General features: G+C 64.2%; 25 protein-coding genes and 1 riboswitch. Of the genes, 8 read left to right on the forward strand and 17 right to left on the reverse strand.

Features of this window, described 5'->3' with window-relative positions; translation table 11 throughout:
- The first annotated feature begins 212 nt into the window (after positions 1 to 212).
- Positions 213 to 488: a DUF2790 domain-containing protein gene (locus LOY53_RS09400; RefSeq protein WP_258703903.1), complete on the forward strand. Its 276-nt coding sequence runs from the start codon at positions 213 to 215 to the stop codon at positions 486 to 488.
- 10 nt (positions 489 to 498) lie between these two features.
- Positions 499 to 1,014: a thioredoxin family protein gene (locus tag LOY53_RS09405; protein WP_085273255.1), complete on the forward strand. Its 516-nt coding sequence runs from the start codon at positions 499 to 501 to the stop codon at positions 1,012 to 1,014.
- Between the two features lie 54 nt (positions 1,015 to 1,068).
- Here LOY53_RS09405 and LOY53_RS09410 read toward each other — a convergent pair whose 3' ends face one another.
- Together LOY53_RS09410 and aroQ are read right to left on the reverse strand one after the other, a co-directional pair.
- On the reverse strand, positions 1,069 to 1,917 hold the full coding sequence (locus LOY53_RS09410) for a shikimate dehydrogenase (protein WP_258703904.1): 849 nt from the start codon (positions 1,915 to 1,917) through the stop codon (positions 1,069 to 1,071).
- On the reverse strand, positions 1,914 to 2,363 hold the full coding sequence (aroQ, locus tag LOY53_RS09415; protein ID WP_027593852.1) for a type II 3-dehydroquinate dehydratase: 450 nt from the start codon (positions 2,361 to 2,363) through the stop codon (positions 1,914 to 1,916). Before aroQ ends, LOY53_RS09410 begins: the two co-directional genes overlap by 4 nt.
- Before the next feature lie 222 nt (positions 2,364 to 2,585).
- On the opposite strand from aroQ, the gene LOY53_RS09420 reads away from it, so the two are divergent.
- From LOY53_RS09420 to LOY53_RS09430, 3 genes are all read left to right on the forward strand, one after another.
- Positions 2,586 to 3,821: a TolC family protein gene (locus LOY53_RS09420; protein WP_258703905.1), complete on the forward strand. Its 1,236-nt coding sequence runs from the start codon at positions 2,586 to 2,588 to the stop codon at positions 3,819 to 3,821.
- A 157-nt stretch (positions 3,822 to 3,978) separates the two neighbouring features.
- Entirely contained in the window at positions 3,979 to 5,178 is a 1,200-nt protein-coding gene (locus LOY53_RS09425) for an efflux RND transporter periplasmic adaptor subunit (protein ID WP_252827353.1), read from the forward strand.
- A 16-nt stretch (positions 5,179 to 5,194) separates the two neighbouring features.
- Complete coding sequence (locus tag LOY53_RS09430; protein WP_258703906.1) at positions 5,195 to 8,341, forward strand: CusA/CzcA family heavy metal efflux RND transporter; 3,147 nt, start codon at positions 5,195 to 5,197, stop codon at positions 8,339 to 8,341.
- A 130-nt stretch (positions 8,342 to 8,471) separates the two neighbouring features.
- Here the strand turns inward: LOY53_RS09430 and LOY53_RS09435 are convergent, their stop codons facing one another.
- The 6 genes from LOY53_RS09435 to LOY53_RS09460 all read right to left on the reverse strand — a co-directional run bounded on the left by LOY53_RS09435 (position 8,472) and on the right by LOY53_RS09460 (position 15,762).
- Complete coding sequence (locus tag LOY53_RS09435; RefSeq protein ID WP_252827355.1) at positions 8,472 to 9,809, reverse strand: MFS transporter; 1,338 nt, start codon at positions 9,807 to 9,809, stop codon at positions 8,472 to 8,474.
- Positions 9,810 to 10,000: 191 nt separating this feature from the next.
- Positions 10,001 to 12,151 (reverse strand): TonB-dependent siderophore receptor, encoded by a 2,151-nt coding sequence (locus LOY53_RS09440; RefSeq protein WP_258703907.1) that lies wholly within the window; start codon positions 12,149 to 12,151, stop codon positions 10,001 to 10,003.
- A 66-nt stretch (positions 12,152 to 12,217) separates the two neighbouring features.
- Entirely contained in the window at positions 12,218 to 12,625 is a 408-nt protein-coding gene (locus LOY53_RS09445; RefSeq protein ID WP_027593845.1) for a DUF2946 family protein, read from the reverse strand.
- Positions 12,626 to 12,706: 81 nt separating this feature from the next.
- Complete coding sequence (locus tag LOY53_RS09450; protein WP_027593844.1) at positions 12,707 to 13,483, reverse strand: ParA family protein; 777 nt, start codon at positions 13,481 to 13,483, stop codon at positions 12,707 to 12,709.
- Positions 13,484 to 13,611: 128 nt separating this feature from the next.
- Positions 13,612 to 15,195 carry a sensor domain-containing diguanylate cyclase gene (locus tag LOY53_RS09455; RefSeq protein ID WP_252827358.1) on the reverse strand — a complete coding sequence of 528 codons (1,584 nt, stop codon included), beginning with the start codon at positions 15,193 to 15,195 and terminating at the stop codon, positions 13,612 to 13,614.
- Between the two features lie 87 nt (positions 15,196 to 15,282).
- The gene (locus tag LOY53_RS09460; protein ID WP_258703908.1) at positions 15,283 to 15,762 is read right to left on the reverse strand and encodes a hypothetical protein; all 480 of its coding nucleotides are present in this window, start codon (positions 15,760 to 15,762) and stop codon (positions 15,283 to 15,285) included.
- 128 nt (positions 15,763 to 15,890) lie between these two features.
- On the opposite strand from LOY53_RS09460, the gene LOY53_RS09465 reads away from it, so the two are divergent.
- Together LOY53_RS09465 and LOY53_RS09470 are read left to right on the forward strand one after the other, a co-directional pair.
- On the forward strand, positions 15,891 to 16,388 hold the full coding sequence (locus tag LOY53_RS09465) for a GNAT family N-acetyltransferase (protein WP_258703909.1): 498 nt from the start codon (positions 15,891 to 15,893) through the stop codon (positions 16,386 to 16,388).
- A gap of 139 nt (positions 16,389 to 16,527) precedes the next feature.
- Positions 16,528 to 16,842: a hypothetical protein gene (locus LOY53_RS09470; protein WP_252827360.1), complete on the forward strand. Its 315-nt coding sequence runs from the start codon at positions 16,528 to 16,530 to the stop codon at positions 16,840 to 16,842.
- 66 nt (positions 16,843 to 16,908) lie between these two features.
- On the opposite strand, the gene LOY53_RS09475 is transcribed toward LOY53_RS09470, so the two are convergent.
- The 6 genes from LOY53_RS09475 to LOY53_RS09500 all read right to left on the reverse strand — a co-directional run bounded on the left by LOY53_RS09475 (position 16,909) and on the right by LOY53_RS09500 (position 23,027).
- On the reverse strand, positions 16,909 to 18,246 hold the full coding sequence (locus LOY53_RS09475; RefSeq protein ID WP_258703910.1) for an OprD family porin: 1,338 nt from the start codon (positions 18,244 to 18,246) through the stop codon (positions 16,909 to 16,911).
- The gene (locus tag LOY53_RS09480; protein WP_099453542.1) at positions 18,243 to 18,677 is read right to left on the reverse strand and encodes a pseudoazurin; all 435 of its coding nucleotides are present in this window, start codon (positions 18,675 to 18,677) and stop codon (positions 18,243 to 18,245) included. The genes LOY53_RS09475 and LOY53_RS09480 overlap by 4 nt, the downstream gene beginning before the upstream one ends.
- A 17-nt stretch (positions 18,678 to 18,694) precedes the next feature.
- A complete protein-coding gene (locus LOY53_RS09485) occupies positions 18,695 to 19,474 on the reverse strand; it encodes an ABC transporter ATP-binding protein (RefSeq protein WP_408981372.1) in 780 nt (259 codons plus the stop codon).
- A 5-nt stretch (positions 19,475 to 19,479) separates the two neighbouring features.
- Positions 19,480 to 20,496 (reverse strand): iron ABC transporter permease, encoded by a 1,017-nt coding sequence (locus LOY53_RS09490; protein ID WP_258703911.1) that lies wholly within the window; start codon positions 20,494 to 20,496, stop codon positions 19,480 to 19,482.
- A complete protein-coding gene (locus LOY53_RS09495; protein ID WP_258703912.1) occupies positions 20,496 to 21,506 on the reverse strand; it encodes an ABC transporter substrate-binding protein in 1,011 nt (336 codons plus the stop codon). The genes LOY53_RS09490 and LOY53_RS09495 overlap by 1 nt, the downstream gene beginning before the upstream one ends.
- A gap of 126 nt (positions 21,507 to 21,632) precedes the next feature.
- A riboswitch (cobalamin riboswitch) is annotated at positions 21,633 to 21,832 on the reverse strand.
- A gap of 28 nt (positions 21,833 to 21,860) precedes the next feature.
- A complete protein-coding gene (locus LOY53_RS09500) occupies positions 21,861 to 23,027 on the reverse strand; it encodes a DUF1624 domain-containing protein (RefSeq protein WP_258703913.1) in 1,167 nt (388 codons plus the stop codon).
- A gap of 400 nt (positions 23,028 to 23,427) precedes the next feature.
- Here LOY53_RS09500 and LOY53_RS09505 point away from each other — a divergent pair, with 400 nt between their 5' ends.
- Positions 23,428 to 24,174: an outer membrane beta-barrel protein gene (locus tag LOY53_RS09505; RefSeq protein ID WP_099453547.1), complete on the forward strand. Its 747-nt coding sequence runs from the start codon at positions 23,428 to 23,430 to the stop codon at positions 24,172 to 24,174.
- A gap of 127 nt (positions 24,175 to 24,301) precedes the next feature.
- Here LOY53_RS09505 and LOY53_RS09510 read toward each other — a convergent pair whose 3' ends face one another.
- The 3 genes from LOY53_RS09510 to lpxO form a co-directional block, all read right to left on the reverse strand.
- The gene (locus tag LOY53_RS09510; protein ID WP_252823478.1) at positions 24,302 to 24,871 is read right to left on the reverse strand and encodes a GNAT family N-acetyltransferase; all 570 of its coding nucleotides are present in this window, start codon (positions 24,869 to 24,871) and stop codon (positions 24,302 to 24,304) included.
- Between the two features lie 78 nt (positions 24,872 to 24,949).
- The gene (locus tag LOY53_RS09515; protein ID WP_013973174.1) at positions 24,950 to 25,294 is read right to left on the reverse strand and encodes a carboxymuconolactone decarboxylase family protein; all 345 of its coding nucleotides are present in this window, start codon (positions 25,292 to 25,294) and stop codon (positions 24,950 to 24,952) included.
- Between the two features lie 97 nt (positions 25,295 to 25,391).
- Entirely contained in the window at positions 25,392 to 26,291 is a 900-nt protein-coding gene (lpxO, locus tag LOY53_RS09520) for a lipid A hydroxylase LpxO (protein ID WP_027593830.1), read from the reverse strand.
- Between the last annotated feature and the right edge of the window lie 10 nt (positions 26,292 to 26,301).

A 26,301-nucleotide genomic window follows, 5' to 3' on the forward strand; every position in this document is an offset into this window, starting at 1 on the left:
GTTCCTGTATGGGGTGGGGTTGGCGCAGTGTACCGAGCGTTATCGCGCTTGCCTGCGGGGTTTTGTATTGCAGTGTATCTGGCGTTGGCAGAGATACAGGAGGAAGCAGATCACAGGCTCGGGTGACACATACGGGATACCTGGCGGCCGTGTAATGGCTCTCGACCGGGGAGCAACCCTCCCCACTTAAAGCGTTACACAGGAGAGTTGCCATGAACCTCAAAGCCTTCGCCAGCGTCAGCCTGTTTGCCGTGTTCAGTTTCGGCGCCATTGCCGCTCAGGCCGCCACCACCGCGATGAACGATGCCAGTGTGATGCAGTACCGCTACGGTGATCATCTGGATGTGAAGAAAGTCCTGTCGCTGCAGGATGATCAGGGCAACACCTGCGGCCTGGTCAACACCCGCATGGACTACCTCGATTCCAAAGGTCAGCATCGGAGTGTGGAATACCGCTCGTACGCCACCGGCGGTTGCCATGAGAATTGATCGCCGCCTGATGTTGAAGGTGGGCGGCATTGCGCTGGCCCTGACAGGCCTGGGCCTGGCGGGCTATCTTGAGGCCCGCGACAGTTACGGCGCCATGCCGTCGCTGGCGGGGGCCAGCCAGTGGTTGAATTCGCCGCCACTGGATGCGCCGGCGCTCAAAGGCAAGGTGGTGCTGGTGGACTTCTGGACCTGGGACTGCATCAACTGCCAGCGCAGCCTGCCGCATGTGAATGACTGGGCACGGCGTTACGCCGACCAGGGGCTGGTAGTGGTGGGCGTGCACACGCCAGAGTATGACTACGAGCATGACGTCGCGACCTTGCGCGACAAGGTAGCTGCGCTGGGGATCGGGTACCCGGTGGCGGTGGACAACGATCACCGGGTGTGGAATGCCTGGGGTAACCAGTTCTGGCCGGCGCATTATTTTGTCGACCGCACAGGGCAGGTGCGCCACGTGCATTTTGGCGAGGGGGATTATGCCGGGCAGGAACAGGTGTTGAAGGCCTTGCTGGATGAAAAGGGTTGATGCGCCTGTGCCGGCCCTTTCGCGGGGCAAGCCCGCGAAAGGGCCGGTGCCGACTCAGCTAAAACTGGCAAAATGTGCCTGCATCCGCGCCGCATCGGCTTCGCGCCCACTGAACAGCTCGAACGCCTTGACCGCCTGGAACACGGCCATGTTGCTGCCATCCAGCGTGCGGCAACCCAATGCCCGCGCGGCGCGCAACAGTTCGGTCTCCAGCGGGAAGTAGATGATCTCTGCCACCCACAACTGTTCATGCAGCAGCTCCACCGGCAGCGGCGTCCCCGGCAGCTTGGCCATGCCCACAGGCGTGGTGTTGACCAGCCCGTCCGCCTCGGCCAATGCTGCGCGCAGGTCAGTGCCGAGCACCGCACGGCCGGCACCGAAATGCCCGTTGAGGTTGTCGACCAGCGCTTGTGCCCGTGCCGTGTCGACTTCGAACAGCACCAGCCGTTCGACCCCTTCGCCCAGCAGCGCATGGGCCACGGCCGAGCCTGCGCCACCAGCGCCCATTTGCACCACTTGCCGGCGTGCCACATCTGGCAGGCCGCGGCGCAGGCCTTCGGCGAAGCCCAGGCAGTCGGTATTGTGGCCGACGCGCTTGCCGTCCTTGAGCACCACGGTGTTCACCGCGCCAATCCCTCGGGCTTCATCCGACAGCTCGTCGAGCAGCGGCAGAATCGCCTGTTTGAACGGGTAGGTGATGTTGAGCCCGGTGAACCCGGTGTGCTGTGCGGCATCGAGCAGGCCGGGCAGGGCGCTGTCGTCTAGCTGCAATTGATCGGCATCAATCAGGCGATACAGGTAACGCAGGGATTGCGCGTCACCTTCATGCTCATGCAGCGCAGGGGTGCGCGACAGCTGGATGCCGCGGCCGATGAGGCCGGCGAGGATGGCCTGTTGGCTCATGCGGTCTGCTCCTGGAACATTTCCGCGAAGTGGCTCAGGGCCAGGCGGTAGCCATGGCTGCCCAGCCCGCAGATCACGCCGACGGCAATCGACGAGACGAACGACAGGTGGCGGAAGGGCTCGCGTTTGTGCACGTTGGACAGGTGCACCTCGATGACGGGCAGTTCACTGGCCACCAGGGCGTCGCGGATGGCCACGGAGGTGTGGGTCCAGGCGCCCGGGTTGATCAGGATGCCAGCACAGCGGCCACGGGCAGCGTGGATCCAGTCGATCAGTTCGCCTTCGTGGTTGGTCTGGCGGAATTCGATTTCCAGGCCTTTGGCAAGGGCGCTGTCTGCGCAGCCTTGGGCCAAGTCAGCAAGGGTTTCATGGCCATACTGTGTGGGCTCTCGGGTGCCCAGCATGTTCAAGTTAGGGCCGTTCAGCACAAGAATAAGGGGCTTCATGAAAGGCATCGCTTTGTTGTTTTTGGATGCGTTTATCTTTGTACCACCTGGTTAGTTTCGTCAATTGCGCGAACGGACTTGGACGGGAAAGTGGGCGATAACCGGACGTTTTGCGCCAATGCCGCCCCCGCTGATTACAGCATTGTAATGTTCACGCCACCGCCCCGATAAGCACGCCGCCCTACAGTCCCTCGCCAACGCTCGCCGACGAGGACCTGTTTCGTGCCCTGCACCCGTGCCATCCCCCGCAAGATCGCCTTGCTTTGCCTGTTACTGGCGGCCACTGGCAGTGCCCAGGCCAGTGGCAGCCTGAGCCTGCCCGAAGCGCTTAGCGCTGCCTTTGCGCAAAACCCAGAACTTGCTGCCGCGGGCCGTGAAATCGGCATTGCCGAAGGCGAGCGGCGCCAAGCGGGGTTGATACCTAACCCGGAGCTGTCCTGGGAAGTCGAGGACACCCGCAGCGAGACGCGCACCACCACGGTCACCCTGAGCCAGCCACTGGAGCTGGGCGGCAAGCGGGGAGCGCGCATCGCCGTGGCCGGTGCCGGCCAGACCATCGCCCAGCTTGACCTGGAACGCCAGCGCAATGGCTTGCGCGCCGATGTGGTGCAGGCCTTTCACGCTGCCCTGCGTGCGCAGACGGCGCTGGAGCTGGCGCAACAGTCCCAGTCACTGACGGAGCGCGGGCTGCGGGTGATACAGGGGCGCGTCACGGCCGGCCAGTCTTCGCCGGTGGAGGCCACGCGGGCCCAGGTGCAACTGGCCCAGGCGCAGGCGCAAGTACGCCGCGCCGCCTCACAGCGCAGTGTGGCTTATCAGGCCTTGGCGCGGTTGACGGGCAGCCCGGTGGCACGCTTCGACCGCCTGCTGGCCACTGATTTGTCGCCGGGTGCCCCGCCTGCGGCCGAGGACTTGCTGGCGAGGGTCGAACAGACCGCCGAGTGGCGCTTGGCGGCGGCGCAGGTTGAGCGCGGCGAAGCGTCGTTGGGCTCTGAAAAGGCTCAGCGCATACCCGACCTCACCGTCAGCCTCGGCAGCCAATACAGCCGCGAGGATCGCGAGCGAGTCAACGTGGTCGGGCTGTCGATGCCGCTGCCGTTGTTCGACCGTAACCAAGGCAACGTGCTGGTGGCCGCGCGACGTGCCGACCAGGCCCGTGACCTGCGCAATGCCGTTGAGTTGCGCTTGCGCAGCGAGACCCGAAGCGCCCTCAGCCAATGGGCCACGGCCATGCAGGAAGTGCAGGCCTACGACCGCACCATCCTGCCCTCGGCGCAGCAAGCGGTAGATACCGCCACCCGCGGCTTCGAGATGGGCAAGTTCGCCTTCCTCGATGTGCTCGATGCCCAGCGCACGCTGATCGAGGCGCGGGGCTTGTACCTGCAAGCCCTGGCCTCGGCGACCGATGCGCGGGCCCAGGTCGAGCGCCTGTATGGCGACCTTGAGGGCGGCTTGTGATTCAGGGGCCGCTACGCGGCCATCGCCGGCAAGCCAGCTCCCACAAATGAAGCGCCACGTTGATGCACGGTGCCGTCCCTGTGGGAGCTGGCTTGCCGGCGATGGCCGCGCAGCGGGCCCACTGGCTTGAGCAACAACACGAACAGTAGGAGCAACAATGGATAACCCACGCAAGATCGCCCTCCTGGCGGTCGCTCTGGCCGTGCTTGGCCTCGGTGGCCTGGCCTGGACCGGCAACCTCGGCCAGGCCACGAGCGGCGAAGCCCAGCACGACGCGCATGGCGAAGACGGCCACGGCCACGATGATGAGCAGGCCGAAGAAGGCCACGCCGACGAGGAAGGCAAATTGCACCTGTCCAGCGCCCAGATCGAGGCGGCTGGCGTGCAGTTGGTAGCTGCCGGCCCCCGCGAGCTGGGCACTGCCATCAGCTACCCGGGTGAAATCCGTTTCGATGAAGACCGCACCGCGCATGTCGTGCCGCGTGTACCGGGCGTGGTCGAGTCGGTGCAGGCCGACCTCGGGCAGGCGGTAACGCGCGGCCAGGTGCTGGCAGTGATCGCCAGCCAGCAGATTTCTGACCTGCGCAGCGAACAACAGGCAGCCCAGCACCGCCTGGAGCTGGCGCGTCTGACCTTCCAGCGCGAAGAGCAGCTGTGGCAGGAACGCATCAGCGCCGAACAGGACTACCAGCAGGCTCGCCAAGTGTTGCAGGAGGCCGAGATCGCGCTGGCCAATGCTCGGCAAAAGGTCGCGGCAGTCGGCCCCGCCGGCGCCGGCAACCGCTATGAGTTGCGCGCACCCTTCGATGCGGTGGTGGTGGAAAAACACATGAGCGTGGGCGAGGTGGTCGACGCCTCCAGCAACGCCTTCACACTGTCCGACCTGAGCCGGGTCTGGGCCACCTTCGCCGTCGCCCCCCGCGACTTGAACCGTGTCGTCACCGGGCGCAGTGTCACGGTCAGTGCGCCGGACCTGGGCGCCGAGGTCGAGGGCACGGTCAATTACGTCGGTAGCCTGCTCGGTGAACAAAACCGCGCCGCCACCGTGCGCGCCACCTTGGCCAACCCCAACGGCGCCTGGCGCCCTGGGCTGTTCGTGAACATTGCGGTCAGCGTCGAGCGGTCGACCGCCGCCGTGGTGGTACCGGAAAGCGCGTTGCAGACCTGGGAGGAGCAGACCGTGGTGTTCGTGCGTACCGAGCAAGGCTTCGAGGCACGCCCGGTGACGACAGGGCGCCGCGACGCCGGCCAGGTAGAAGTCGTCGCCGGCCTGGCTGCAGGCATTCAGGTCGCTGCCGCCGGCAGCTTCGTCCTCAAGTCGGAGCTTGGCAAAGGCTCCGCCGAGCACAGCCATTGAAACCGGGGGCGACGCCATGTTCGAACGCCTGATCCAATTCGCCATCGAGCAGCGCCTGGTGGTGATGCTTGCCGTGCTGCTGATGGCTGCGGTGGGTATCCACAGCTACCAGAAACTGCCCATCGATGCCGTGCCGGACATCACCAACGTCCAGGTGCAGATCAACACCGCCGCGCCCGGTTACTCGCCATTGGAGACCGAGCAGCGCATCACCTTCGCCATCGAAACGGCCATGGCCGGCCTGCCAGGCCTCAAGCAGACCCGTTCGCTGTCCCGCTCGGGCTTGTCCCAGGTCACGGTGATCTTCGATGACGGCACCGACCTGTTCTTCGCTCGTCAACTGGTCAACGAGCGCCTGCAGGTGGCCCGTGAGCAGTTGCCCGACGGCATCGAGGCCGGCATGGGGCCGATATCCACGGGGCTGGGCGAGATTTTCTTGTGGACCGTCGAGGCCGAGGAGGGCGCGCTCAAGGACGACGGTACGCCCTACACCCAGACCGACCTGCGGGTGATCCAGGACTGGATCATCAAGCCGCAGCTGCGCAATGTGCCGGGGGTGGCCGAGGTCAACAGCATTGGCGGCCATGCCAAGCAGTACTTGATCGCACCGGAGCCCAAGCGCCTGGCCGCCTACAAGCTCACCCTCAATGACTTGATCGCGGCACTGGAGCGCAACAACGCCAACGTGGGGGCCGGCTACATCGAACGCAATGGCGAGCAGTTGCTGATCCGCGCACCGGGCCAGTTGGACTCCGCCGAGGACATCGCCAACATCGTCATCGCCAGCGTCGACGGCACTCCAATACGCGTCAGCCATGTCGCCCAGGTTGGCCTGGGCCAAGAGCTGCGCTCTGGGGCTGCGACCGAAAATGGCCGTGAGGTGGTGCTGGGCACGGTGTTCATGCTGATTGGCGAAAACAGCCGCACGGTCTCCCAGGCGGTGGCGGCCAAGCTGGTCGAGATCAACCGCAACCTGCCCAAGGGCGTGGTCGCGGTAACGGTGTATGACCGTACCAACCTGGTCGAAAAAGCCATCGCCACGGTGAAGAAAAACCTGATCGAAGGCGCGATCCTGGTCATCGCCGTGTTGTTCCTGTTCCTGGGCAACATCCGCGCTGCGGTCATTACCGCCATGGTCATCCCGTTGTCGATGCTGTTTACCTTCACCGGCATGTTCAGCAACAAGGTCAGTGCCAACCTCATGAGCCTCGGCGCGCTGGACTTCGGCATCATTGTCGACGGCGCGGTGGTGATCGTCGAGAACGCCATTCGCCGCCTGGCTCATGCCCAGCAACGCCATGGCCGCATGCTGACCCGCGGCGAGCGCTTCCATGAAGTGTTTGCCGCCGCCCGTGAAGCACGGCGCCCGCTGATCTACGGGCAGTTGATCATCATGGTGGTGTACTTGCCGATCTTTGCCCTGACCGGGGTCGAGGGCAAGATGTTCCACCCCATGGCCTTCACCGTCGTGATCGCCCTGCTGGGTGCCATGATCCTCTCGGTGACCTTCGTGCCGGCGGCGCTGGCGCTGTTCGTGACCGGCAAGGTCAAGGAAGAAGAAGGCTTGGTCATGCGTACCGCGCGCCAGCGCTATGCGCCGGTGCTGGGCTGGGTGTTGGGCCGGCGCAAGCTGGCGTTCGCCGGGGCGGCAGCGCTGGTGGTGTTGTCCGGGGTGATGGCCAGCCGCATGGGCAGCGAGTTCATCCCCAGCCTCAGCGAGGGCGACTTTGCCCTGCAGGCGCTGCGCGTGCCAGGCACCAGCCTGTCGCAGTCGGTAGACATGCAGCAGCGCCTGGAGCGGGCGATCATTGCCCAGGTGCCGGAAGTGGAGCGCGTGTTCGCCCGCACCGGCACTGCCGAAATCGCCTCGGACCCGATGCCGCCGAACATCTCTGACGCCTACGTAATGCTGCGTCCGCCCGCGCAATGGGCTGACCCGAACAAGCCACGTGAGGCGCTGATTGCCGAAGTGCAGCGCGCCGCAGCCAGTGTGCCGGGCAGCAATTACGAGCTGTCGCAACCGATCCAGTTGCGCTTCAACGAACTGATCTCGGGTGTGCGCAGTGATGTAGCCGTCAAAGTGTTTGGGGACGACATGGACGTGCTCAACCAGACCGCCGCGCAAATCGCCAGCAGCCTACAGCGTGTGCCGGGCGCTTCGGAGGTCAAGGTGGAGCAGACCACAGGCCTGCCGGTGCTGACCATTGATATCGACCGCGACAAGGCCGCCCGCCATGGCCTCAATGTCGGCGACGTGCAAGACGCCATCGCCATTGCCGTGGGGGGGCGTACGGCAGGCACGCTGTATGAGGGCGACCGACGTTTCGACATGGTGGTGCGCCTGCCCGAGACTGTGCGCACCGATGTCGACGGGCTTTCCAGCCTGCTGATACCGGTACCGGCGAGCAGTGCAGCCGGCGCTGCCCAGATCGGTTTCATCCCGCTGTCGCAGGTCGCGACGTTGAACCTGCAACTGGGGTCTAACCAAGTCAGCCGTGAGGATGGCAAGCGCGTGGTGGTGGTCAGTGCCAACGTGCGTGGCCGCGACCTTGGCTCGTTCGTGCAGCAGGCCGAGCAGGCCCTGATCGAGCAGGTGCAGATACCGCCCGGTTACTGGACGCGCTGGGGCGGCCAGTTCGAGCAGCTGCAGTCGGCCGCCGAGCGTCTGCAGGTGGTAGTGCCGGTGGCCTTGCTGTTGGTGCTGGCCTTGCTACTGATGATGTTCAACAACCTCAAGGATGGCTTGCTGGTGTTCACCGGTATTCCGTTTGCCTTGACCGGTGGGGTATTGGCGCTGTGGTTGCGGGATATTCCATTGTCCATTTCCGCTGGGGTGGGCTTCATCGCGCTGTCGGGGGTGGCGGTGCTCAATGGCCTGGTGATGATTGCCTTTATCCGCAGCCTGCGCGAGGAAGGGCGGACGTTGCGGGTGGCGGTCGAGGAGGGCGCGTTGACGCGCTTGCGGCCGGTGCTGATGACCGCGTTGGTAGCCTCGCTGGGGTTCATCCCGATGGCGTTGGCGACCGGCACCGGGGCCGAAGTGCAACGGCCGCTGGCGACCGTGGTGATTGGCGGGATTCTGTCGTCCACGGCGTTGACGTTGCTGGTGTTGCCGGCGTTGTACCAATGGGCGTATCGGCGCGAAGAGGGGGAGGAAGGCTGATAATGCCGGGGCCGCTGTACGGCCCATCGCCGGCAAGCCAGCTCCTACAGGTACCGCGCTTTTTCTGGCTGGCGCAGTACCTGTAGGAGCTGGCTTGCCGGCGATGGGCTGCAAAGCAGCCCCAAAAATCTCAAACGCTGGTCCGTACCCCAGGCCGCACGCTATCGACGCCGGCCTCATCATGCAACGAAATGCGCGACGTCTCCGGCAATGCCAACCCTCCGACCAGCGCCACCAGCGCAATCACAACCAGGTAAAACGCCGGTGCCAGGCTGCTGCCGGTTTGCCCGATCAACCAGGTCGCCACCAACGGCGCAGTGCCGCCGAACAGCGTATAGGCCACGTTGTAGGTAATCGCCGACGCGGTATAGCGGGTCCGTGTCGGGAAGCTTTCCGACAGCAACGCCGCCGTCACCACGCCGCTGCACAGCGCGCCCACGGCCAGCAGAATCACCCCCAGCAGCGCCCCGGACAGTGAGCCGGAACTGGCCAGCCAATACGCCGGGAACACACAGACCATCACCCACAGGCAGGTGAAACCAATGGTCTTGCGCCGCCCCACCCGGTCAGAAAACGCCCCAGCCAGCGGGCAGCCGACGGCAGCGAACAACAACGCCACCGTGGTTACCAGCAGCGATTGCGCACGGGTGAGGTTGCCGACCAGTTGCAGGTAGGTGGCAAAGTAGGTGGTGAACATATAGAACGACAGCGCCGTCAGCGAAATGAACGCCCCCAGGTTACGGATGGCCCGGCCATGGTTGCGCAGGGTCTCTTTGAGCGGCGAGTGCTCGTGTTCTTTGCCTTGGGCCACGGCTTCGCGGAACGCCGGGGTTTCTTCCATGCGCCAGCGCAGGTAAAGGCCTACCAGCCCCAACGGGGCGGCGATCAGGAAAGGCACGCGCCAGCCCCAGGCGTTCATCGCCTCGGCCGTCAGGTTCGCTTCCAGGCCGTAGGCGATCACCGCCGCGCAGGCAAAGGCAGAAAAGGTCGAGACCGGCACGAAGCTGCCGTAGAACGCGCGCTTGTCGTTGGGCGCATGCTCCATCAGGTAAGCGCAGGCACCGGCGTACTCGCCACCCGCCGAGAAGCCTTGCAGGCAACGGGCCAGGGTCAACAGCACGGGGGCCGCCAGGCCAATGCTGGCATAGGTCGGCAGCAAGCCGATCAAGGTGGTGGAGCCGGCCATCAGCAAGATGGTCAGCGACAGAATGCGCTTGCGGCCCAGGCGGTCACCCAGCGCGCCGAACACGATGCCGCCGAGTGGGCGCAGGGCAAACGCCACGGCAAACACGGCGAAGGTCTTGAGCAAAGCCACGCTGGCATCTTCACTGGCGAAGAATTGGCTGGCGATCAGCGTTGCGAGAAAGCCATAGACGGCAAAGTCGAACCACTCGACGAAGTTGCCGATGGCAGAGGCAGCGATCACCCGGCGCAGGGTGGCGGGGGATACCTCATGAGGTGCGGACATGTGGGAGCTCTCCGGTTTCCATTGGCAGCCTGAATGAACGTGACGCGGTCGGGCCGCGTCATCATTGTTGTGCTTGCCAGTAGATCGGTGAGCGCCTGCGGGAGCTTCGTCGAGGGCGACACTGGGATGTCTGTTTCAACCAGGCGAGTACAGCCCTGCTGCGGCATACCCCTTGCAGCAGGGCTGACACCTCAGAAGCGCATGTCCAGCGCCACCTCGAAGGTGCGCGGAGCACCCATGTAGTACTGGGAACTGTAGGCCTGCTTGGCATACACCTCGTCGGTCAGGTTGCGCACCCGCCCGGTCACTGTGGTGTGCTCATCCAGCCGGTAGCGGGCGAAGGCACCGAACAGCGTGTAGGCCGGTGCCTTGAGGGTATTGGCATTGTCGGCATACACCGAGCCCACGTAGCGCCCATCGACCCCCGCTGACCACGCCGATGTGAAGCTGTAGGTCAGCCACAGGTTAGCGACGCTGGCCGGTACGTTGACCGGCGTATTGCCCCTGCGTGACACCGATACCCCGTTGACTGCTTCGTTGAACGTGTCGTACTGCGCATCGACGTAGGCGTAGTTGGCCTCGGCCAGCAGTTTCGGCGTGACCTGCAGCCGCCCCGACAGCTCGACGCCGCGCGAGGTCTGCTGCCCGGCCTGGACCGTCTGGTTGGCATCGTTGGAATCACGCACGGCAAAGTCTTTGCGCACGATCTGGTACAGCGCCAGCGTGGCGGCGCCGCGGCCGTCGAGGAAGTTGAACTTGCTGCCGACCTCCCATTGCTCGCCCTTGGACAGATCGAACAGGCCGACGTTGGAGTAGGTCGCCGCTGCCAGTGAGCCGGCTGGCAGATCGGCCGAGCTGCTGTACTGCGCGTACACACTGGCGCTGGGCGTCAGCGCGTAGGTCAGGCCGATGCGCCCGGAAAGCGGCTCCCAGCGGCGCTCGAAAAACGCCGGCGAGGTGGGCGAGACCGTTCCGTAGTTGGTCACTTGCATGTCCAGGTAGTCATAGCGCAGGGCAGTCAGCAGGGCCAGACGATCGGTCAGTTGCAGGCGGTTTTCGGCAAACACCGCGCGGTTGGTGACTTCGTGGCGACGCTGCTTGGTCAAGCCGGCATTCACCCCAGGGATGTCATCGAAGCTGCCGGGGTCGAAATGGTCGGCATCGACAATGTCGCTCCAGCTGCCCGATGTCGGGTAGAGGGTCTGGTGCATGCGCGAGTATTCCAGGCCCAACGACCATTGGTTGGCAAAGCCGAACAGGGTGTTGTCATGGCGCAACTCGAGGCGGTCGCCCAGCAGGTTCTGGTCGTGGCGTTGCAGGTACGGGCTGCTGCGCTGCACCTGGCCATTGGCGGTGTAGCTGTAGCGTTCAACGTTGCGGTAGTCGCGCTGGGCGTTGTAGTGGTACAGCGTGTTCTGCACGCTGGTGCTGTCGCTGAGCTGGTAGTCGAGGATCGAACGCAGCCAGCGTACCCGCTGTTCGTAGCGCCCGTCCGCGACGTTGTAGTTTTCGAAGCGGCGGCTTTTGTCGATCTTCATCGTGCTGCGGTCCGGCAGGATCGGCGAACCCCAGTACGGACTGTCTTCGCGGTCTTCCTGGTACTCCAGCGCGAGGGTGTGGGTGAGGTTGGGCGCCAGGTCGCTGAGTACCGAAAACGCCAGGCTGTCGGTGTTGCGCTGGTTACGGTCGATGTAGCCGTTGCCCTGGCCCCGGCTGAAGTCCAGGCGCATGAAGTGGCGGGCGTCGGCGGGGTTGCTGGCCAGCGCCTGATTGATGCCGATGGCCACTTCTGAGTCATCGAAACTGCCGTAGCGCAGGCGGCCGTCGATGATCTGCTGATCGCGGCTGGCAAGCTTGGTGATGTAGTTGATCGAGCCGCCCACGGCTCCCGCGCCATGCAGGAAAGAGGACGGCCCGCCGATCAGTTCGACCCGGTCCAGTACCCAGGCATCCACTGGCCGGGTGGCACTGCTGTAGCCCAGGTTGATGCCGTTGTAGAGCTGGGTGACCTGGTTCTGGGTGAAGCCCCGGTAGGCGACGAAACCGCCATAACCAGGGTTGGCCGAGGCGTTGACGCCGGTCATGGCGTTGATCACGTCCTGGCTGTCCTTGGCGCCGTGCGCCTCGATCAGGCGGCGGTCCGAGACACTGACCGACGCCGGGGTTTCCCGTGCGGTGAGGCCCAGGCGCGAACCGGTTTGGATCGGCTCGTCCAGTTGCACACCGGAGGGGGCGTCGCGTTCGCCATCAATGGTGGTGGCGTTGAGTTCAACCGGGGCAGTGTCGGCCCAGGCGAAGGTGCAAGTGCCCATGAGGAGCACCAGGGAGGTCTTGCGGATCATGTTGTCGTGTCTTCCACGCAAAAGTCATGGCTGACCGCGAGCGCGCACAGGCGCACCCGATCGAGGTCAGGCGAACAGAAGGGCTGCGGGAAGCGCGGCGGGGGAGGCGCGGGGGTTTAGGGCAGGGCGCAAGTAGCGCGGCGGCGGTTGTGCCCAGCTGCGCACGACAATGGGCGAGGTGGCCCCGGCCTGGGGGGGCAGGAACGCCCAGCCGGTGTGGGCAAGCGGCACTGCCAGGCCGAACGAGGAGCACACGGGGCAGTCGAGCTGGGCCATGTGCTGGTCGCCACCGGCGTTGTCCAGGTTGATGGCCGGGCCGTGGTCACTGCTGATCGAACAGAAGCCACCCTCGAGGCCCGCCAGGCGCAGGCCACTCATCTGGCCGTGATGCAGGCCGCACAGCAATAGGCTGAACAGGACGCTGGCATAGAGCGTCCAGGCGGTCAGCGTGCGGGTCTGCCGGGTGGTTTTCATGGCGGCGAATCTATCACCCGAATGCGTGATCGGGTAGCCCTGGTGACGCAAAATGCTGGGGTGCAAAGCACCCCGCTTGGCTCAGGCTGCGCGCTCCAGTACATCCAGCAGGTCGGCAAACTCCAACGCCAGCTTGTGCCGCGGTGCCATGTGCACCAGCGGCACCGACGCCTGGTGCGACTCGCGCATCTTGATCGAGCTGCTCAGGTACACCGGCAGCACCGGAACCCCTTCACCGCGCAACTGATCGACCAGTGTCTGGTGCAGTGCCGTGCGCCCGGCAAACTGGTTGACGACCACGCCCTCCACCTGCAGCGCTGGGTTGTGGTCCTGGCGCAGCTCCTCCACTTCGGCCATGACGCTGTGCAGCGCATGCCGCGAGAAGCTGTCGCAGTCGAACGGAATCAACAGGCGTTCGGCGGCCACCAGGGCGCTGAACGTGTAGAAGTTCAGCGCCGGCGGCGTGTCGATGTAGATCCGCTCGTAGTCTTCGGCCAATTCCACCAGCAGCTTGCGCAGCTTATTGATCTTGAACTTGCTCTCCAGCTTGCTTTGCAGGTCGCTGAGGTCGGGGCTGGCGGTGATCAGGTGCAGGTTGCTGTAGCGGGTTTCGGTAATCGCCACACGGGGCTTTTTGCCGTGCGCGGTGGCGGATGACAAGGTCTGTCGGAAGAAGTCGGCAATGCCCGAAGGGATGGCGTCATTGACCAGGCCGGTCAGGTAGTAGGTGGCATTGGCCTGCGGGTCGAGGTCGACGAGTAAGGTCCGATAGCCTTCAGCGGCACTGGCGGCAGCCAGGTTGCAGGCGATGCTCGACTTGCCGACGCCACCTTTCTGATTGAAAACCACACGACGCATGAGACGCTCATCCATGAAGAGTGAAAATGTCAGGTTGGGGTCAATCCTATGACTGAAACACGACAGTTTTATGACAAGGCTTGTAACAACTTTTGCGAAGGGTCTGGCCGTGACGTTCTGCGCAGGTTTCAGGGCTGAACTCGCGCGACACACACCCGATTGCGCCCATTCTGTTTGGCCGCGTACAGCGCCCGGTCCGCCTCGCTCAATGTATCGCCAGGCTCGCTGCCGGTGCCGCCCGGCCAATGCGCAACCCCCAGCGAAATCGTCACCGCGCCCACGGGTTCCACCGGCGTATCCTGCACCGTTACCCGTAGCCGTTCTGCCACTGCTGCCGCAACCGCCAGGCTTGCCCCCGGCAGTAGCATGAGAAACTCCTCGCCCCCGGTGCGGCAAAGCAGGTCGCCCTCTCGGCAACAGCGGCGCATCAGCTCGGCCAGCCGCTGCAGTACCTGATCGCCCACCTCATGCCCATGGCCGTCGTTTACCCGCTTGAAGTGGTCGATATCGAGCACGATGGCCGAAAAAGCCCGCCCTTCGGCCTCCAACAACGACAGGCTGAATTCCAGGTTGCGGCGGTTGCCCAGCCCGGTCAGTGGGTCGGTCTGGGCATCGCGGTTAAGCCGGCCGATGCGCTCTTGCAGCAGGTTGAGCCCGAACAGCAGCGCACGCTTGAGCTCCGCTGCCTCGAAGTACCAGGCCGGCACCCGATGCAGGCGCTCGGCGGTGCCTGCGCGGTCCATCGACCTGGCCCCGGCTGCCAATTGCCAGAGTGGCCGAGCGATGGTCATCGCCAGCCACCACAGCACCAGGCTGCCCACCAGCGCCAGCGGCGCCGAGGTGCCGATAACGTTGAGCACAAGGTGGCTCAAGGGCGCTACGGTCTGCGCCAGCGGCTGCTGCGCCACCACACCCCAGCCAGCGCTCGGCACTGTGGCGAAGCCTGCCAGCATTTCCACGCCTTGGCTGTTGGTCAGCTGGCGGGTACCGCTGTCCAGGGTCGCCAGTTGATCGATCAGCGGGTTGCCTTCCACCACCGTGCCCACCCGCTGGTTGTCTGGGTGATAGAGCAGGCGGCGGTTGCGGTCGACCACATAGAGGTACGAGCCGTCCTTGTAGAAGTGCTCGCCCAGCAGGCTGTTGAGGATGTTGCGCTCGCGCAGGTACAGGCTGCCACCGACGTAGCCCAGGTAACGCCCATTGGTATCGAAGATCGGCTGCGACAGTGCCACCACCAGGTTGTTGGCGGTGGACAGGTAGGGCGTCGACACCAGCGCCTTGCGCCCTTGCAAGGCCTCCTGAACCCCGGGCGACTGCACCTTGGTATTGAGGTAGTGGCGCAATGAGGCAGGGGAGATTGCCCGCAGGATCCCGTCGGCATCGACCACGAACGTCGAGTTGAAGGCCAGGCCCTGGTGCAGCACGCGGTCGGTCTCCGCCTGCAGCGCGGCGGCATCAGCCAACTGGTGGGCTTGTACGCCGGCACTGAACGACAACTGCTGCAAGGCACTGGCGATGAAGGTCTCGGTGATCGACGCCAGCTTCGCCGCGTACACCCGGTTGGCCTCCAGGGCGTGGTCGATCAGCAACTGACGCTGAACCCGGTAGCTGGCGAAATAACTGGCGCACAGCATCAGCAGTGCGGTGAGGGCACAGAGAATCAGAATGAGCGAGCGTAAATCCAGGCGCAATCCGTGCTTGGGGTGTGGCAATCCTGACCTCACTGGTACGAAAAGGGAGTAACCCTGCTGCTTGTAGGTGTAGTGCGTTATTGTCGCCGCGGCGGTGCGTTACGTCGATCAGGAACCTGCTTTTTCCAGGTCAGCCAGCTCATCTTCGACCTGCTGCATGCGCTGCTCGGCCAATGCCTGCACCTGGGTGTCGCGGGCGGTTTCGCGCATCAGCGCGGTCAGTTTTTCGCTCAGGCGCTTGCCGGCCTCAGTCTCTTCAAGTGCACGGGCCTTGGCCGGGTCCTGCATGGCTTCGACGATGCTGGCGAATTCAGCGTCGCTGAAATTCTTTTCGCTGTAGAGCTTGAACAAGTCCTGGCGCTGGTCTTCGACTGTCAGGTGTTTGCGCAGCACCTCACGGATGCGCGCTTCGGGCACCTGCGGGTGGGCCGGGGCCAGCAGCGACGCCATGCGGTCGATGTTGTGCTCATAGGCGTCCTGCAGCGGCAGCTTGGCCAGGATCTGCGCTTCGCGGGAGGGTTGCTGGTCGCAGGCGGCGAGGGCAGTAATCAGTAGCAGGGGCAGTAGCAACGTCTGGAGGCGGGGCATGGGGTGGCCTGGTTGGGCGGTCTAGGCCTGCGATTATACCGGGGTCTTGATCGCGATGAGCCCAGAATTTGCCATGGGCGGCGCGCTGGGTTAGAACCTTTGCCCTCGACTCATTGCCTGTAGCCCACATGCCGAATTGGATCATCCAACCCGTCCCGCGTGACGCCATCGACGAGGTGGTCGTTTTTGTCGACAGCGCCCGCCGCGAACTTTTTCCGCAGCTTGCCGACGCACCGTTGCCCCCTGACTTGGCTCGCTTCGCCGAGACTTACCTGGACGGCGCAGGCGTGTTTCTCGAAGCCCGCGATCAGGGCCGGCTGGTGGCCGTGATCGGTTATGTGCCCTATGACCACCGCTTCGCACAACTCGACTATCAGCGGGTGCGCGTGGTCGAGGTGGTGCGCTTGTTCGTGTTGCCGGCCTATCGACGCCATGGCCTCGCCGCAGCCTTGTTCGCCGCCTTGCGCGGTGCGGCCGAACAGGCGGGTGTCGAATGCCTGTACCTGCACACCCACCCGTTCCTGCCGGGCGCGATTGCCTTCTGGGAGCGCCAGGGATTCGTGGTGATCGATGTGGAGCAGGACCCCGTCTGGCAGACCACCCATATGCAGCTGAAGCTGGCATGACGTCGCCGTAAGGTCAGAAACCGCCTACAGCTGTTGTTGTGGAGTGTTCAACGCGTTCATTTCCATAACGCACCTGCTTGCTTACCGTCTCCCTCAAGGCTTACCCAACGCCCCCAAGGGAGATTCACCGATGCCACACATGGCCCTGTACAAGCTCAAACTGCTGGACGAATTCGAAGACTGCAGAGACCCGTGGTCGTTCGGCCACTTCGAAAACAGGCTGATGGATTTGTGGCGGGGGGCCACGCGCCACGACGCCAAGGGCATCATCAATGCAGCACACAAGGAAGGGCGTTGGCCCAATACGGTGAAGCGCTACCTGCTGACCAACTACAAGGCGTTCGGCAATGTCAGCGCAGAATTGGAGCAGACGTTTATGGAAGTGCTTGCTGCGATGACCTCGCAGGAAAAAGCCGAATGGGGCCTGCATCCGCTATCCGCTGCAGCGTCTTGAACCGGGGGGCTGCTGCGCAGCCCCGTCACCGGCACCTTGGTGCGAAACCTGGTCCCTGAACGATGATCAGAACCCGCCGCCCAGCGGCCATTCGACCGCCAGGCGGATCTGGTCACCATCCAGTTCCGCCTGCGCCGTGTTCCCCCGGTGCGCGTTATGCCGTACCGAGAACGTGGTGCCCTTGGCCTTGCCACTCTGCACCACATAGCGCGCTTCCAGGTCGCGCTCCCAGTGCTTGCCACCCTTGCCATACCCCAGGTACGCGTAGCCGCCGGTGGGGTCGACATGCGTGCCATCGATATCGAACCCGCGCACGTACAGCGCCGTCAGGCTCAACCCGGGCACACCGTAAGCGCCCATGTTCAGGTCATAGCGCGCCTGCCATGACTTCTCGTTCGGTGCGTTGAAGTCCGACATCTGCACGGCGTTGGCGATATAGATCGCGCCCCGCGTCACATAGTCGAACGGTGTATTGCCGTCTACCTGCTGCCAGCCCAGGCTGAACCCGTGTGGCCCCTGGTTGTAACGCGACACCAGGCTCCAGGTGGTGTTGTCGATGCGCCCGGACAGCGCCTTGCCAGTGTCGGTGGTGCGGTACAGGTTGAGGTCCAGGCTCAAGCTGCGCCGGTCATCCAGGGCGTGGGTCAGGGTGCTGCCCAGGTAGTGCTGGTTCCAGCTGTCCTCGTAGCGCGAGGTATACAGGCTGCCGCTGAAGGCCGCGCCGGGGTTCCAGACCACGCCGGCCAGGTCGAAGGCATTGCCCTGGCGGCCATTGGAATAGTTCACCACGAACCCTTGATCGTGGCTTGAAGCGTTGCGATCCGCGTTTTCATTGAAGTGGCCGGCCACCAGCCGAAGCGTGTCGATCTCGTTGCTGGTGAGGAAAAACCCCGTCGCGGTCTCAGGCAGCAAGCGGCTGTCGGACGAACTGAAGACCGGGGTTTTCACCCGCTGCTCGCCGTAGGACAGCACCGTGTTCGACACTCGCATCTTCAAGGCCGCGCCTGCTCGGCTGTATTCGTTTTTCGGGTGCCCATCGTTGTCGATGCCCAGCAAGCGCGCCTTGCCGGCACGGCCACCGCCGCTGTCAAGCTGTACGCCCAGATAAGCGTGGGCATCGACACCGACGCCGATCAGGCCTTGGGTAAAGCCAGACTGCAAAGTCCCCATCAAACCGTAGGCCCATTCTTCAGCTTTGCCGCTACGTTCGTCGCGTGGCTTGTAGGCATTGCGCGCACTGCTGTTGCGCCCGCCATGCTTGTAATCGCGCTGGTCGAACACGCTGCGGTTGAGGATGCTCCAGCTGGCGTCTTCTAGCAAACCATTGCTCTGGGACTGAGCGGAGTCAGCCAATGCGAGCGGGGTAAGCCCGAGCAGAGGCAGGGCCAGCAACAGCCGGCTCATTGCCCGGCCCCCAGCTTCTGCAGTTGCGCTTCGAAGCGGGTTTTCGCCCGTGCAGGCAGGCTGGCAGGCACTGTGGCCGGCGCCGCGTCACCCACCTGGATTACCATCACCATGCCCATCGCCAGGTGCGGAATGCACTGGATACCGTACATGCCGGGCACGCTGAAGGTGTGCTCGTAGGGCTGGTTGAGTTTGCTCTTGAACGCCTCAGCGCCCTGCGGCAGCAACCCCGGCACACTGGCTGCGTTGTGCCCGCTCATGGTCGGCACAAAGCGCACGGTATCGCCGGGTGCGATGCGCAAGTGGTCCGGCTCGTAGACCATCGCGCCCTGCGTACCGCGGTTGAGCATCTTCACTTCGTGCACGTCTGCCAGCGCGGCAGGGGCAAACAGGGTGCTGGCGAGCAGCAGGGCGACAGGGCGCAAGAGCATGGTGGGAACTTCCTGGTTCAGGGGGCGCGAAAACGCAGAATGCGTGCGCCGTCGAAGGGGTCGGTAAGGTAGTGGGCGTGTACGCCGAAGGTGCTCAGCAGGCGCTCTGGGGTGAGGACGTCAAGCGGCTTGCCGAGTGCGACCAGGCAGCCTTTGTCGAGCACCGCGAGGCGGTCGCAGGTCAGCGCTTGGTTGAGGTCATGCAGGGCCACCAGCGTGGTAACCGGCAGCCCCTGCACCTGTTGCAGCAGGCTCAGCTGGTGCTGGATGTCCAGGTGGTTGGTCGGCTCGTCGAGCAACAGCACCTGGGGGCGTTGCGCCAGGGCGCGGGCAATGTGCACGCGTTGGCGTTCCCCACCTGAAAGCGAATGCCAAAGGCGCGTGCGCAGGTGCAGGGCATCCAGGTCGGCCAGGGCCTGCTCGACGATGGCGCGGTCCGCTTTGCTGAATGGCGCCAGGGCTGACAGCCAGGGCGTGCGGCCCAAGGCAACGGCGTCGTACACGCTGATGGCGTCAGCGGTATCCGCCTGCTGCTCGACCAGCGCCAGGGCCTGGGCAATGCGCCGGCGTGGCAGTTGCGTGAGCGGCTCGCCCAGCAGCTCGACACGGCCACTGTCAGGCTTGCGCAGGCCCGCCAGCAGTTTGAGCAAAGAGGACTTGCCCGAGCCGTTAGGACCGACGATGCCCAGCGTTTCGCCGGGGATAACGGTTAGCTCGATGTCGCGCAGCACAGGGTTGCCGCCCAGCTGCAGCCCTAAGCCCTGGCAGGCCAGGGGGGCAATCTTCACGTTGGCCATGACGGTCATGGGCGCCCCCTTCTGCTGACCAGAATCAGCGCGAACACTGGCGCGCCGATCAGCGCGGTCACCACGCCCACCGGGATCACCTGGCCTGGGATCAGCGTGCGCGACAAGATATCGGCGCTGATCAGGAACAGTGCGCCGCCCAGCGCACTGGCCGGCAGCAGGCGGCTATGCCCAGGCCCGAGCAGCAGCCGCAGGGCGTGGGGGATGACCAGCCCGACAAAACCGATGGCGCCGACGATGGACACCATCACCGCCGTCACCAGGGCGGCACAACTGATCAGCAACAACTGGGTGCGCCGCACCGGGATCCCCAGCGACGCGGCCGAGTCGGCGCCGAAGGTAAAGGCATCCAGCGCGCGGCGATGCCACAGGCACACCACCAGCCCGAACAGTGCCACCGGCAAGGCCAGCCACACGGACGGCCAGCGCACGCCACTGAGGTTGCCCAGCAGCCAAAACAGAATGCCGCGCGCCTGCTCGGCGGTGGCCGACTTGGTGATGAGAAACGCGGTCAGCGCAGTGAACAGTTGCGAGCCAGCGATGCCGGCGAGTATCACCTGGGCGTTGTTGCTGCTCGGCCCAGCGGCGCGGGCCAGCACCAGCACCAGCGCAAACGCCGCCAGCGCGCCGATGAAGGCGCCCCCGGACATACTCAGGGCGACGCTGCCCAGCCCCAGCAGGCCGACCAGCACCGCGCCGGTCGACGCACCGGCCGACAACCCCAACAGGTAGGGCTCGGCCAGCGGGTTGCGCAGCAGCGCCTGCAGAATCACGCCACACGTGGCCAGCCCGGCGCCACAGGCGGCGGCGACCAGGGTGCGGGTCAGGCGGTAGTTCCAGACAATACCGGCATCGATCGGGTCGACCAGGTAACCGGCCTGCCACAGGTGATTGGCCAGCACCTGGTAGACCACGTTCGGCCCCAGGTTGCTCTCGCCGATCGCCGTGCCGGCCACCAGCGCGACACACAGGGCTGCCAGGGCCAGTGCACTGTAGGGCAACAGGCGGCTCATCACTGGGCTGCTTTACCGCTGGCGAACGCCGTCGACAGCGTCTGCAGGCCACGGAACAGGCGGATGCCGGCCTGCATGGCGTCGGCGTCGAGGACGATGATGCGGTCGTTCTTCACTGCGTCCATGTTGCGGGTAACCGGGTCGTTGCGCAGGAATTCGAGCTTTTTCTGGTAGTCGTCTGCCGGGAAGCGGCGACGGTCCATGCGGGCGATGATCAACCAGGTCGGGTTGGCCTTGGCCAGGGTTTCCCAGCCCACGGTCGGCCATTCTTCGGTGGACTCGACCACATTGCGCACCCCCAGGGTACGCAGCATGAAGTCAGCCACCCCTTGGCGGCCGGCGACGTAGGGGTCGATATCCAGGTCGGCGCTGGAGAACCAGAACAGCGCCGAGGTGTTCGACAAATCCTTGCCAGCCAAGTGCGCCTTGGCACTGTCCAGGCGGCCTTTGAGGTCGGCGTTCAACGCGGCGCCGCGGTCCTGCACGTCGAAGATTTCGGCCAACTGGTGGACGCTCTTGTAGATGCTGTCTACCTGGAACGCCTGCAGGCGGGTGCCGTCGGCCCCCACCAGGTTGTCCTTGCCTTCGCAGTCCGACGGCAGCAGGTAGGTCGGGATCTTCAGCTCGTCGAACTGCTCGCGGGTGCCGACCACGCCTTGTGCGCCGACCATCCATTCAAACTGTACGGCCACCAGTTGCGGACGCTTGCCGACCACCGCCTCGAAACTGGGGTCGTTGTCGGCCAGGCGCTCGACCTTGTCGTTCAGCGCCTTGTACTCGGGCAGCACGTTGTTGAACCACAGCGAGGTACCGGCCAGCTTGTCGCCCAGCCCCAGTGCGTAGAGCATCTCGGTGCCGGCCTGGCCAATGGTCACTGCACGCTCGGGCGCGTGGGCGAAGGTCTGCGGCATGCCGCAGTTGTCGACCGTGAGTGGGTAGTGGGTGGCGGCAGCCTGGGCCAGGCTGGTGAGGCCGAGGCCGGCGATCAAAGCGGCAAGACGAGGCAGCATGAGGGGGCGATCTCCTATCGAAGGGTTCACGGAATGAACGCACGGACAGGCATCGCCGAGCCCCATGCACACGGCAGGGGGCAGCACCCTGAAAAGGGTGGAGATGGCCATCCCGGACACCCCGCCGGTTGGTGTTTTTGCGCCGGCAGGTCTCCTGACTGGTGCGTCATGGCCCGGCTCCAGCCTTCCCGGACAGTGTTGTCCAGTGGCATCGATGGAGCAGGCTCGGCACCTACAGTTGCGGGGGCAGTTCCGTTTGGCCCGCGTTAGCGAGCTTGGGATTCCCTATTAATTCCGTGGTGGAAACCGGCGGCCGGCATGGTAGACCATCAGGCAGCCGGGTGAAAACGCTTTTCAGAAGTACTTGAGCCAGGTGATGTCACGCCGACGCGCCTTCAACCGCGCGAAGCTGCGTACTGGCAGGTACAGCGACACGGCGAGCAAGGCGGCGCCCAGCCAAACGGCGCCGATGCCGTCGAAGCCGAAGTAATCCACCTGGTTGTGGCCGAACAGCGCGACGCAGGCCAGGTAAAGCAGCTTCAGCACATACAGGTGCAGCAGGTAGAAAAACATCGGTGCTGCACCGTAAACCGCCAGGGCGTTGATCCAGCGGGCCTGGCCGGCACGCTCGAAGGCGCGCAACAGCAGCAGGCCACAGCCCAGGGTGAGGGCCAGGAACAGCAAGGATGGCGGGTACTTGGTGATGTTGAAGAAGCTCATCAGCGTCTGCGTCAACGTCGGGTACCCGCTCCAGGGTGCCTCGCCGTAGCCGTTGAGCATGCGCAGCACGACAAAACCAAGCAGTGCGATCACCCCGGCCAGCAGCAGGCGGTGCTGGCGTTGGCCTGCGTCGCTGCCACGGGCAAACCAGGGGCCAAGGCCGTAGCCCAAGGCGATGACGCCGATCCAGGGCAGCACCGGGTAGGAGGTGCGCAGGCGCAGGTGGTCGGAGAACGCCAGCCAGCCACGGTCGTGTAGGATCGCCCACGGCACGTGCAGGGCCGACTCAGCGCCGAAGTGCAGGCTGTCGAGCAGGTTGTGCCCGGCAACGATGATTGCACCCAGGGCGATCAGCGCTGCCCGTGGCAACCACACCAGCAGGGACAGGGCGATCATGCTCACGCCGATGGCCCAGATCACCTGCAGGTAGATCACGCTGGGGGGCAGTTGGAAGGTCCAGGCGAAGTTGACCAGGGTGAACTCCAGCGCCACCAGGAACAGCCCACGTTTGAACAGAAAGACCGAGACATCGCTACGGCCCTGGTACTTCTCGCCATACAGCCAGGCCGAAAGGCCAGTCAATAGGACAAACACCGGCGCACACAGGTGGGCCAGGGTACGGCTGAAGAACAACGACGGGTCGGTGACGTCGATGGCCATCGGGTCGCTGACCTGGCGGTGCAGAAAGAAGGTCTCGCGGACGTGGTCCAGGAGCATGAACAGGATGACCAGGCCGCGCAGGGCATCGATGCTCTGCAGGCGCTGGGTAAGCAGGGTGGGGGTGGCGCTGGCGCTAGTCATGGAAGGTCGCTGGTAGGAATAGGTGTCAAATGAAACGTTATCTTATAACTTAAATTGGGTGGCCAGCAATGGGGATTTGGAGGGGGTGCATGGCATGAGGGGGTTGGCGCCTATGAGATCGAGCGCCGCTCGCGCGGCGCTTCGCAGCACAAGGCTGCTCCTACAGTTGTTTCGGGCCAGTTACGCCTGTGCCTGCGCGCGCCCATGCCCCAGGAATAATTGGCCCGAAACAGATGTGGGAGCAGCCTTGTGCTGCGAAGCGCCGCGCGGGCGGCGCTCGATCTCATAGGCACTGCATAGCTCAAGGCAGACGCTCTCAATGAATTTTTTCGAACTTTCTCCAAAGCGTGTCTCTCGAACCGCTCGTTATCACTGTTTTCACGTCATGGAGACTTCACGCATGTCCGCTCGTCACCTGCTGCGTCACACTTGCCTGCTCGCCTTGATCGCTTCGCCTTTGGCGGCCACCGCAGCGCCCAGTACCGACCCGCTGTTCACCCTCGGCCTGCTGGGTGCCTACAACGACTTCAAATTCGAAGGCGGTAGCGAAACCGACAAGGAACACTTGGGGCAGGGCGGTGTATTCGCCACCTTCGGCAACAAGATGACCGCCGAGTCCGGCTTCATCTACCAGATCGGTGCCGAGGCCAAGTACGGCAAGAAGAATGACAACAAACTCAAGGAAGCCCAGGCCGATCTCGACCTCGGTTGGCGTGCTGCACTGGATGCGCGCAACTTTGTCGATGTGACCGTGGGCGGCGGCTACAGCTGGTCGCGCTTCGAGCCCGAAATCAACGACCTGGACACCAAACTCACGGTCAAGTCGCCCTTCGCCAAGGCGGCCTTGGGTTACAACCATCAATTCGATGCGTCGACCCTGCGCGTGGAGGTGGGCGCGCGCCATACCCTTGATGGTCGTGCGCGCCTGAAGGTCGATGATTTCGGCAGTGACACCGTGGACCTTAAAGACCGCACCAACCCCTATGCCGAGGTCACCCTGCTGATGAACCAGCAGGGCGGCATGCCGGTACAGGCGGGGGTCTACTATACCCGCACCGAATACAAGCTGGATGGCGACTCGCCCGTGGCGGACAACACCAAACTCAAGCGTGATGAGTTTGGCTTCAAGGTCGGCTTGGCGTTCTAAGCAGCGATTTGCCAACACCGCGGTTTGTGTAGGAGCAGCCTTGCGCTGCGAAGGGGCCATTGCAGGCGATGACCCGCATGATGCATGCGTTGACCTTTTAGCAGCACAAGGCTGCTCCTACCGTCGGCTAACGCCCCCGGCGGCGCGACACGCGGGCTTCGATGTTCTTGCGCCCGATCAACAGTGGCGGTTTTTCCACCACCGGCTCATCCGCCAGCCACTTGTACATCACCAGGCAATCCACCAAGCCCAGCCGGCCATGTCTGAATGCCTTGGGCAGGCGGCCGACCGTTTCGAAACCGAGCTTGTGCCACAGCGCCACGGCCACTTCGTTGCTGGCCACGACCGAATTGAACTGCAGCGCCAGAAACCCCTCCTGGCGCGCCAGCTTTTGCGAATGCTCGCACATCATCCGGGCCACCCCACGGCCACGCGCCGCCTCGCAGACCATGTAACCGCAGTTACCTACATGGGCCCCGGGGCCGGCAGCATTGGCTTTGAGGTAGTAGGAACCCAGCAGCTCACCGTCGTCCTCTGCTACCCAGGTGCGAAGGGGCATCTCCAGCCACAACTGGCGGGCCTGGTCGAAGCTCAGGGCAGGGTCGAAGGCGTAGGTTTCACGGGCCAGGACAATGGCCTGGAAGGTGGGCCAGAAACGCTCGAAGTCCTCGGGCGTCATGGGGCGAATGTGGATCATGGTGGTTCCTGCAATGGCTGGACCGCCAAGTCTGGGTGGCGCGGCGCCGTCGCGCAAGGGCGGCGACGCCACGCAGGGTCAGCCGTTGGCCTTGCCCACTGCGTCCATGGCGCGTGCCGAGTACACCAATGCGGCGCCGGCGTTCATCGCCACCGCTACGCCAAGGGCTTCGGCAATCTCTTCGCGGCTGGCGCCGTGTTTCACCGCCTGCTGCGAATGCACGGCGATGCAGCCGTCACAACGGGTGGTCACGGCCACCGCGAGGGAGATCAGTTCGCGGGTCTTGGCGTCCAGGTGGTTGGTCTTGGCGCCCGCACCGCTGGCGGTCATGTAGCCGGCCACGGTGTCGGGAGACAACTGCTTGAGATCGCCGATGCCGGCCATCAACTGCTTACGGTAGGCGTCCCAGTCCATCATGCTCATCGTCTTCACCTTGGGGTGGTTGCGAGTGGAGCTTTCAGGCTAGTCGAAAAAGGCGAGGGCATCTGCTGCCTGCACCGACGGCACAGGCAGCGCTGAATCAGATGTAGATGAACACCAGCACCAGTGCAGCCACCACCGCCCATTTTTCCAGGTAGTAGCGCATGCGATTGCGCTTTTTCAGCGCCTTGCCGCGTTCGCGGATCTTGTAAATGCGGGTGAACAGCCGGTTGATGCCACCGGTCTTGTCGTTGGCATCGTTGGGCGCGGCGGCGGCGGCCATCACGTTGCGGCTGAACCAGCGGTTGAACGCCGTTGCCCAGCGGTACTTGAGCGGGCGCTCGACATCGCAGAATAGGATGATGCGGTTGTGGTCGGTGGTGTTGGCCGCGTAATGGATGTAGGTTTCGTCGAAGATCACGCCCTCACCGTCGCGCCACGAGTACTTCTCGCCGTCCACGTCGATATAGCAACCGTCATCGTTCGGCGTGTCCAGGCCCAGGTGGTAGCGGTAGGAGCCGGCATACGGGTCGCGGTGGCGCACCAGCTTGGCGCCCGGTGGCAGGGTCGCGAACATCGCAGCTTTGACCGTGCCGATGCCTTGCAGCAGTTCGGTGGTGCGTGGGCACAGGGTCATGGCCGAGGGGTGGCTTTCGCCGTACCACTTCAGGTAGAAGCGCTTCCAACCGGTCTTGAAGAATGAGTTGAAACCGACGTCATCGTAGTTCTCGGATTTCTTGATTTCACCGACGTGGAGCAACTGCTGGGCCTCGGCACGAATTTCTTGCCAGTGGTCCTGCAGCGGTTGCAGTTCGGGGAAGGCCTCGACCGGCAAGTAGGGCTTGGCCGGATGCTTGGAAAACAGGTAAAGGAAACTGTTGACCGGGGCCAGAAAACTGGAGTGGTCGCCCAGCTGGCGAGTCAGCTTGTGGCGAACGCGACCGCGTAGGTGAACATAGGCGATCGACAGAACAAAGAGGAGTACGAGTGCAATTTTCATGGACGTTTAC

The sequence above is a fragment of the Pseudomonas sp. B21-031 genome, assembly GCF_024748985.1.
Taxonomy (GTDB): Bacteria; Pseudomonadota; Gammaproteobacteria; order Pseudomonadales; family Pseudomonadaceae; genus Aquipseudomonas; species Aquipseudomonas kermanshahensis.

Coding starts and splice junctions, on each gene's coding strand:
- LOY53_RS09400 (WP_258703903.1), top strand. CDS start 213: ATGAACCTCAAAGCCTTCGCCAGCGTCAGCCTGTTTGCCGTGTTCAGT.
- LOY53_RS09405 (WP_085273255.1), top strand. CDS start 499: ATGTTGAAGGTGGGCGGCATTGCGCTGGCCCTGACAGGCCTGGGCCTG.
- LOY53_RS09410 (WP_258703904.1), bottom strand. CDS start 1,917: ATGAGCCAACAGGCCATCCTCGCCGGCCTCATCGGCCGCGGCATCCAG.
- aroQ (WP_027593852.1), bottom strand. CDS start 2,363: ATGAAGCCCCTTATTCTTGTGCTGAACGGCCCTAACTTGAACATGCTG.
- LOY53_RS09425 (WP_252827353.1), top strand. CDS start 3,979: ATGGATAACCCACGCAAGATCGCCCTCCTGGCGGTCGCTCTGGCCGTG.
- LOY53_RS09430 (WP_258703906.1), top strand. CDS start 5,195: ATGTTCGAACGCCTGATCCAATTCGCCATCGAGCAGCGCCTGGTGGTG.
- LOY53_RS09435 (WP_252827355.1), bottom strand. CDS start 9,809: ATGTCCGCACCTCATGAGGTATCCCCCGCCACCCTGCGCCGGGTGATC.
- LOY53_RS09440 (WP_258703907.1), bottom strand. CDS start 12,151: ATGATCCGCAAGACCTCCCTGGTGCTCCTCATGGGCACTTGCACCTTC.
- LOY53_RS09445 (WP_027593845.1), bottom strand. CDS start 12,625: ATGAAAACCACCCGGCAGACCCGCACGCTGACCGCCTGGACGCTCTAT.
- LOY53_RS09450 (WP_027593844.1), bottom strand. CDS start 13,483: ATGCGTCGTGTGGTTTTCAATCAGAAAGGTGGCGTCGGCAAGTCGAGC.
- LOY53_RS09460 (WP_258703908.1), bottom strand. CDS start 15,762: ATGCCCCGCCTCCAGACGTTGCTACTGCCCCTGCTACTGATTACTGCC.
- LOY53_RS09465 (WP_258703909.1), top strand. CDS start 15,891: ATGCCGAATTGGATCATCCAACCCGTCCCGCGTGACGCCATCGACGAG.
- LOY53_RS09470 (WP_252827360.1), top strand. CDS start 16,528: ATGGCCCTGTACAAGCTCAAACTGCTGGACGAATTCGAAGACTGCAGA.
- LOY53_RS09475 (WP_258703910.1), bottom strand. CDS start 18,246: ATGAGCCGGCTGTTGCTGGCCCTGCCTCTGCTCGGGCTTACCCCGCTC.
- LOY53_RS09480 (WP_099453542.1), bottom strand. CDS start 18,677: ATGCTCTTGCGCCCTGTCGCCCTGCTGCTCGCCAGCACCCTGTTTGCC.
- LOY53_RS09485 (WP_408981372.1), bottom strand. CDS start 19,474: ATGGCCAACGTGAAGATTGCCCCCCTGGCCTGCCAGGGCTTAGGGCTG.
- LOY53_RS09490 (WP_258703911.1), bottom strand. CDS start 20,496: ATGAGCCGCCTGTTGCCCTACAGTGCACTGGCCCTGGCAGCCCTGTGT.
- LOY53_RS09495 (WP_258703912.1), bottom strand. CDS start 21,506: ATGCTGCCTCGTCTTGCCGCTTTGATCGCCGGCCTCGGCCTCACCAGC.
- LOY53_RS09500 (WP_258703913.1), bottom strand. CDS start 23,027: ATGACTAGCGCCAGCGCCACCCCCACCCTGCTTACCCAGCGCCTGCAG.
- LOY53_RS09505 (WP_099453547.1), top strand. CDS start 23,428: ATGTCCGCTCGTCACCTGCTGCGTCACACTTGCCTGCTCGCCTTGATC.
- LOY53_RS09510 (WP_252823478.1), bottom strand. CDS start 24,871: ATGATCCACATTCGCCCCATGACGCCCGAGGACTTCGAGCGTTTCTGG.
- LOY53_RS09515 (WP_013973174.1), bottom strand. CDS start 25,294: ATGAGCATGATGGACTGGGACGCCTACCGTAAGCAGTTGATGGCCGGC.
- lpxO (WP_027593830.1), bottom strand. CDS start 26,291: ATGAAAATTGCACTCGTACTCCTCTTTGTTCTGTCGATCGCCTATGTT.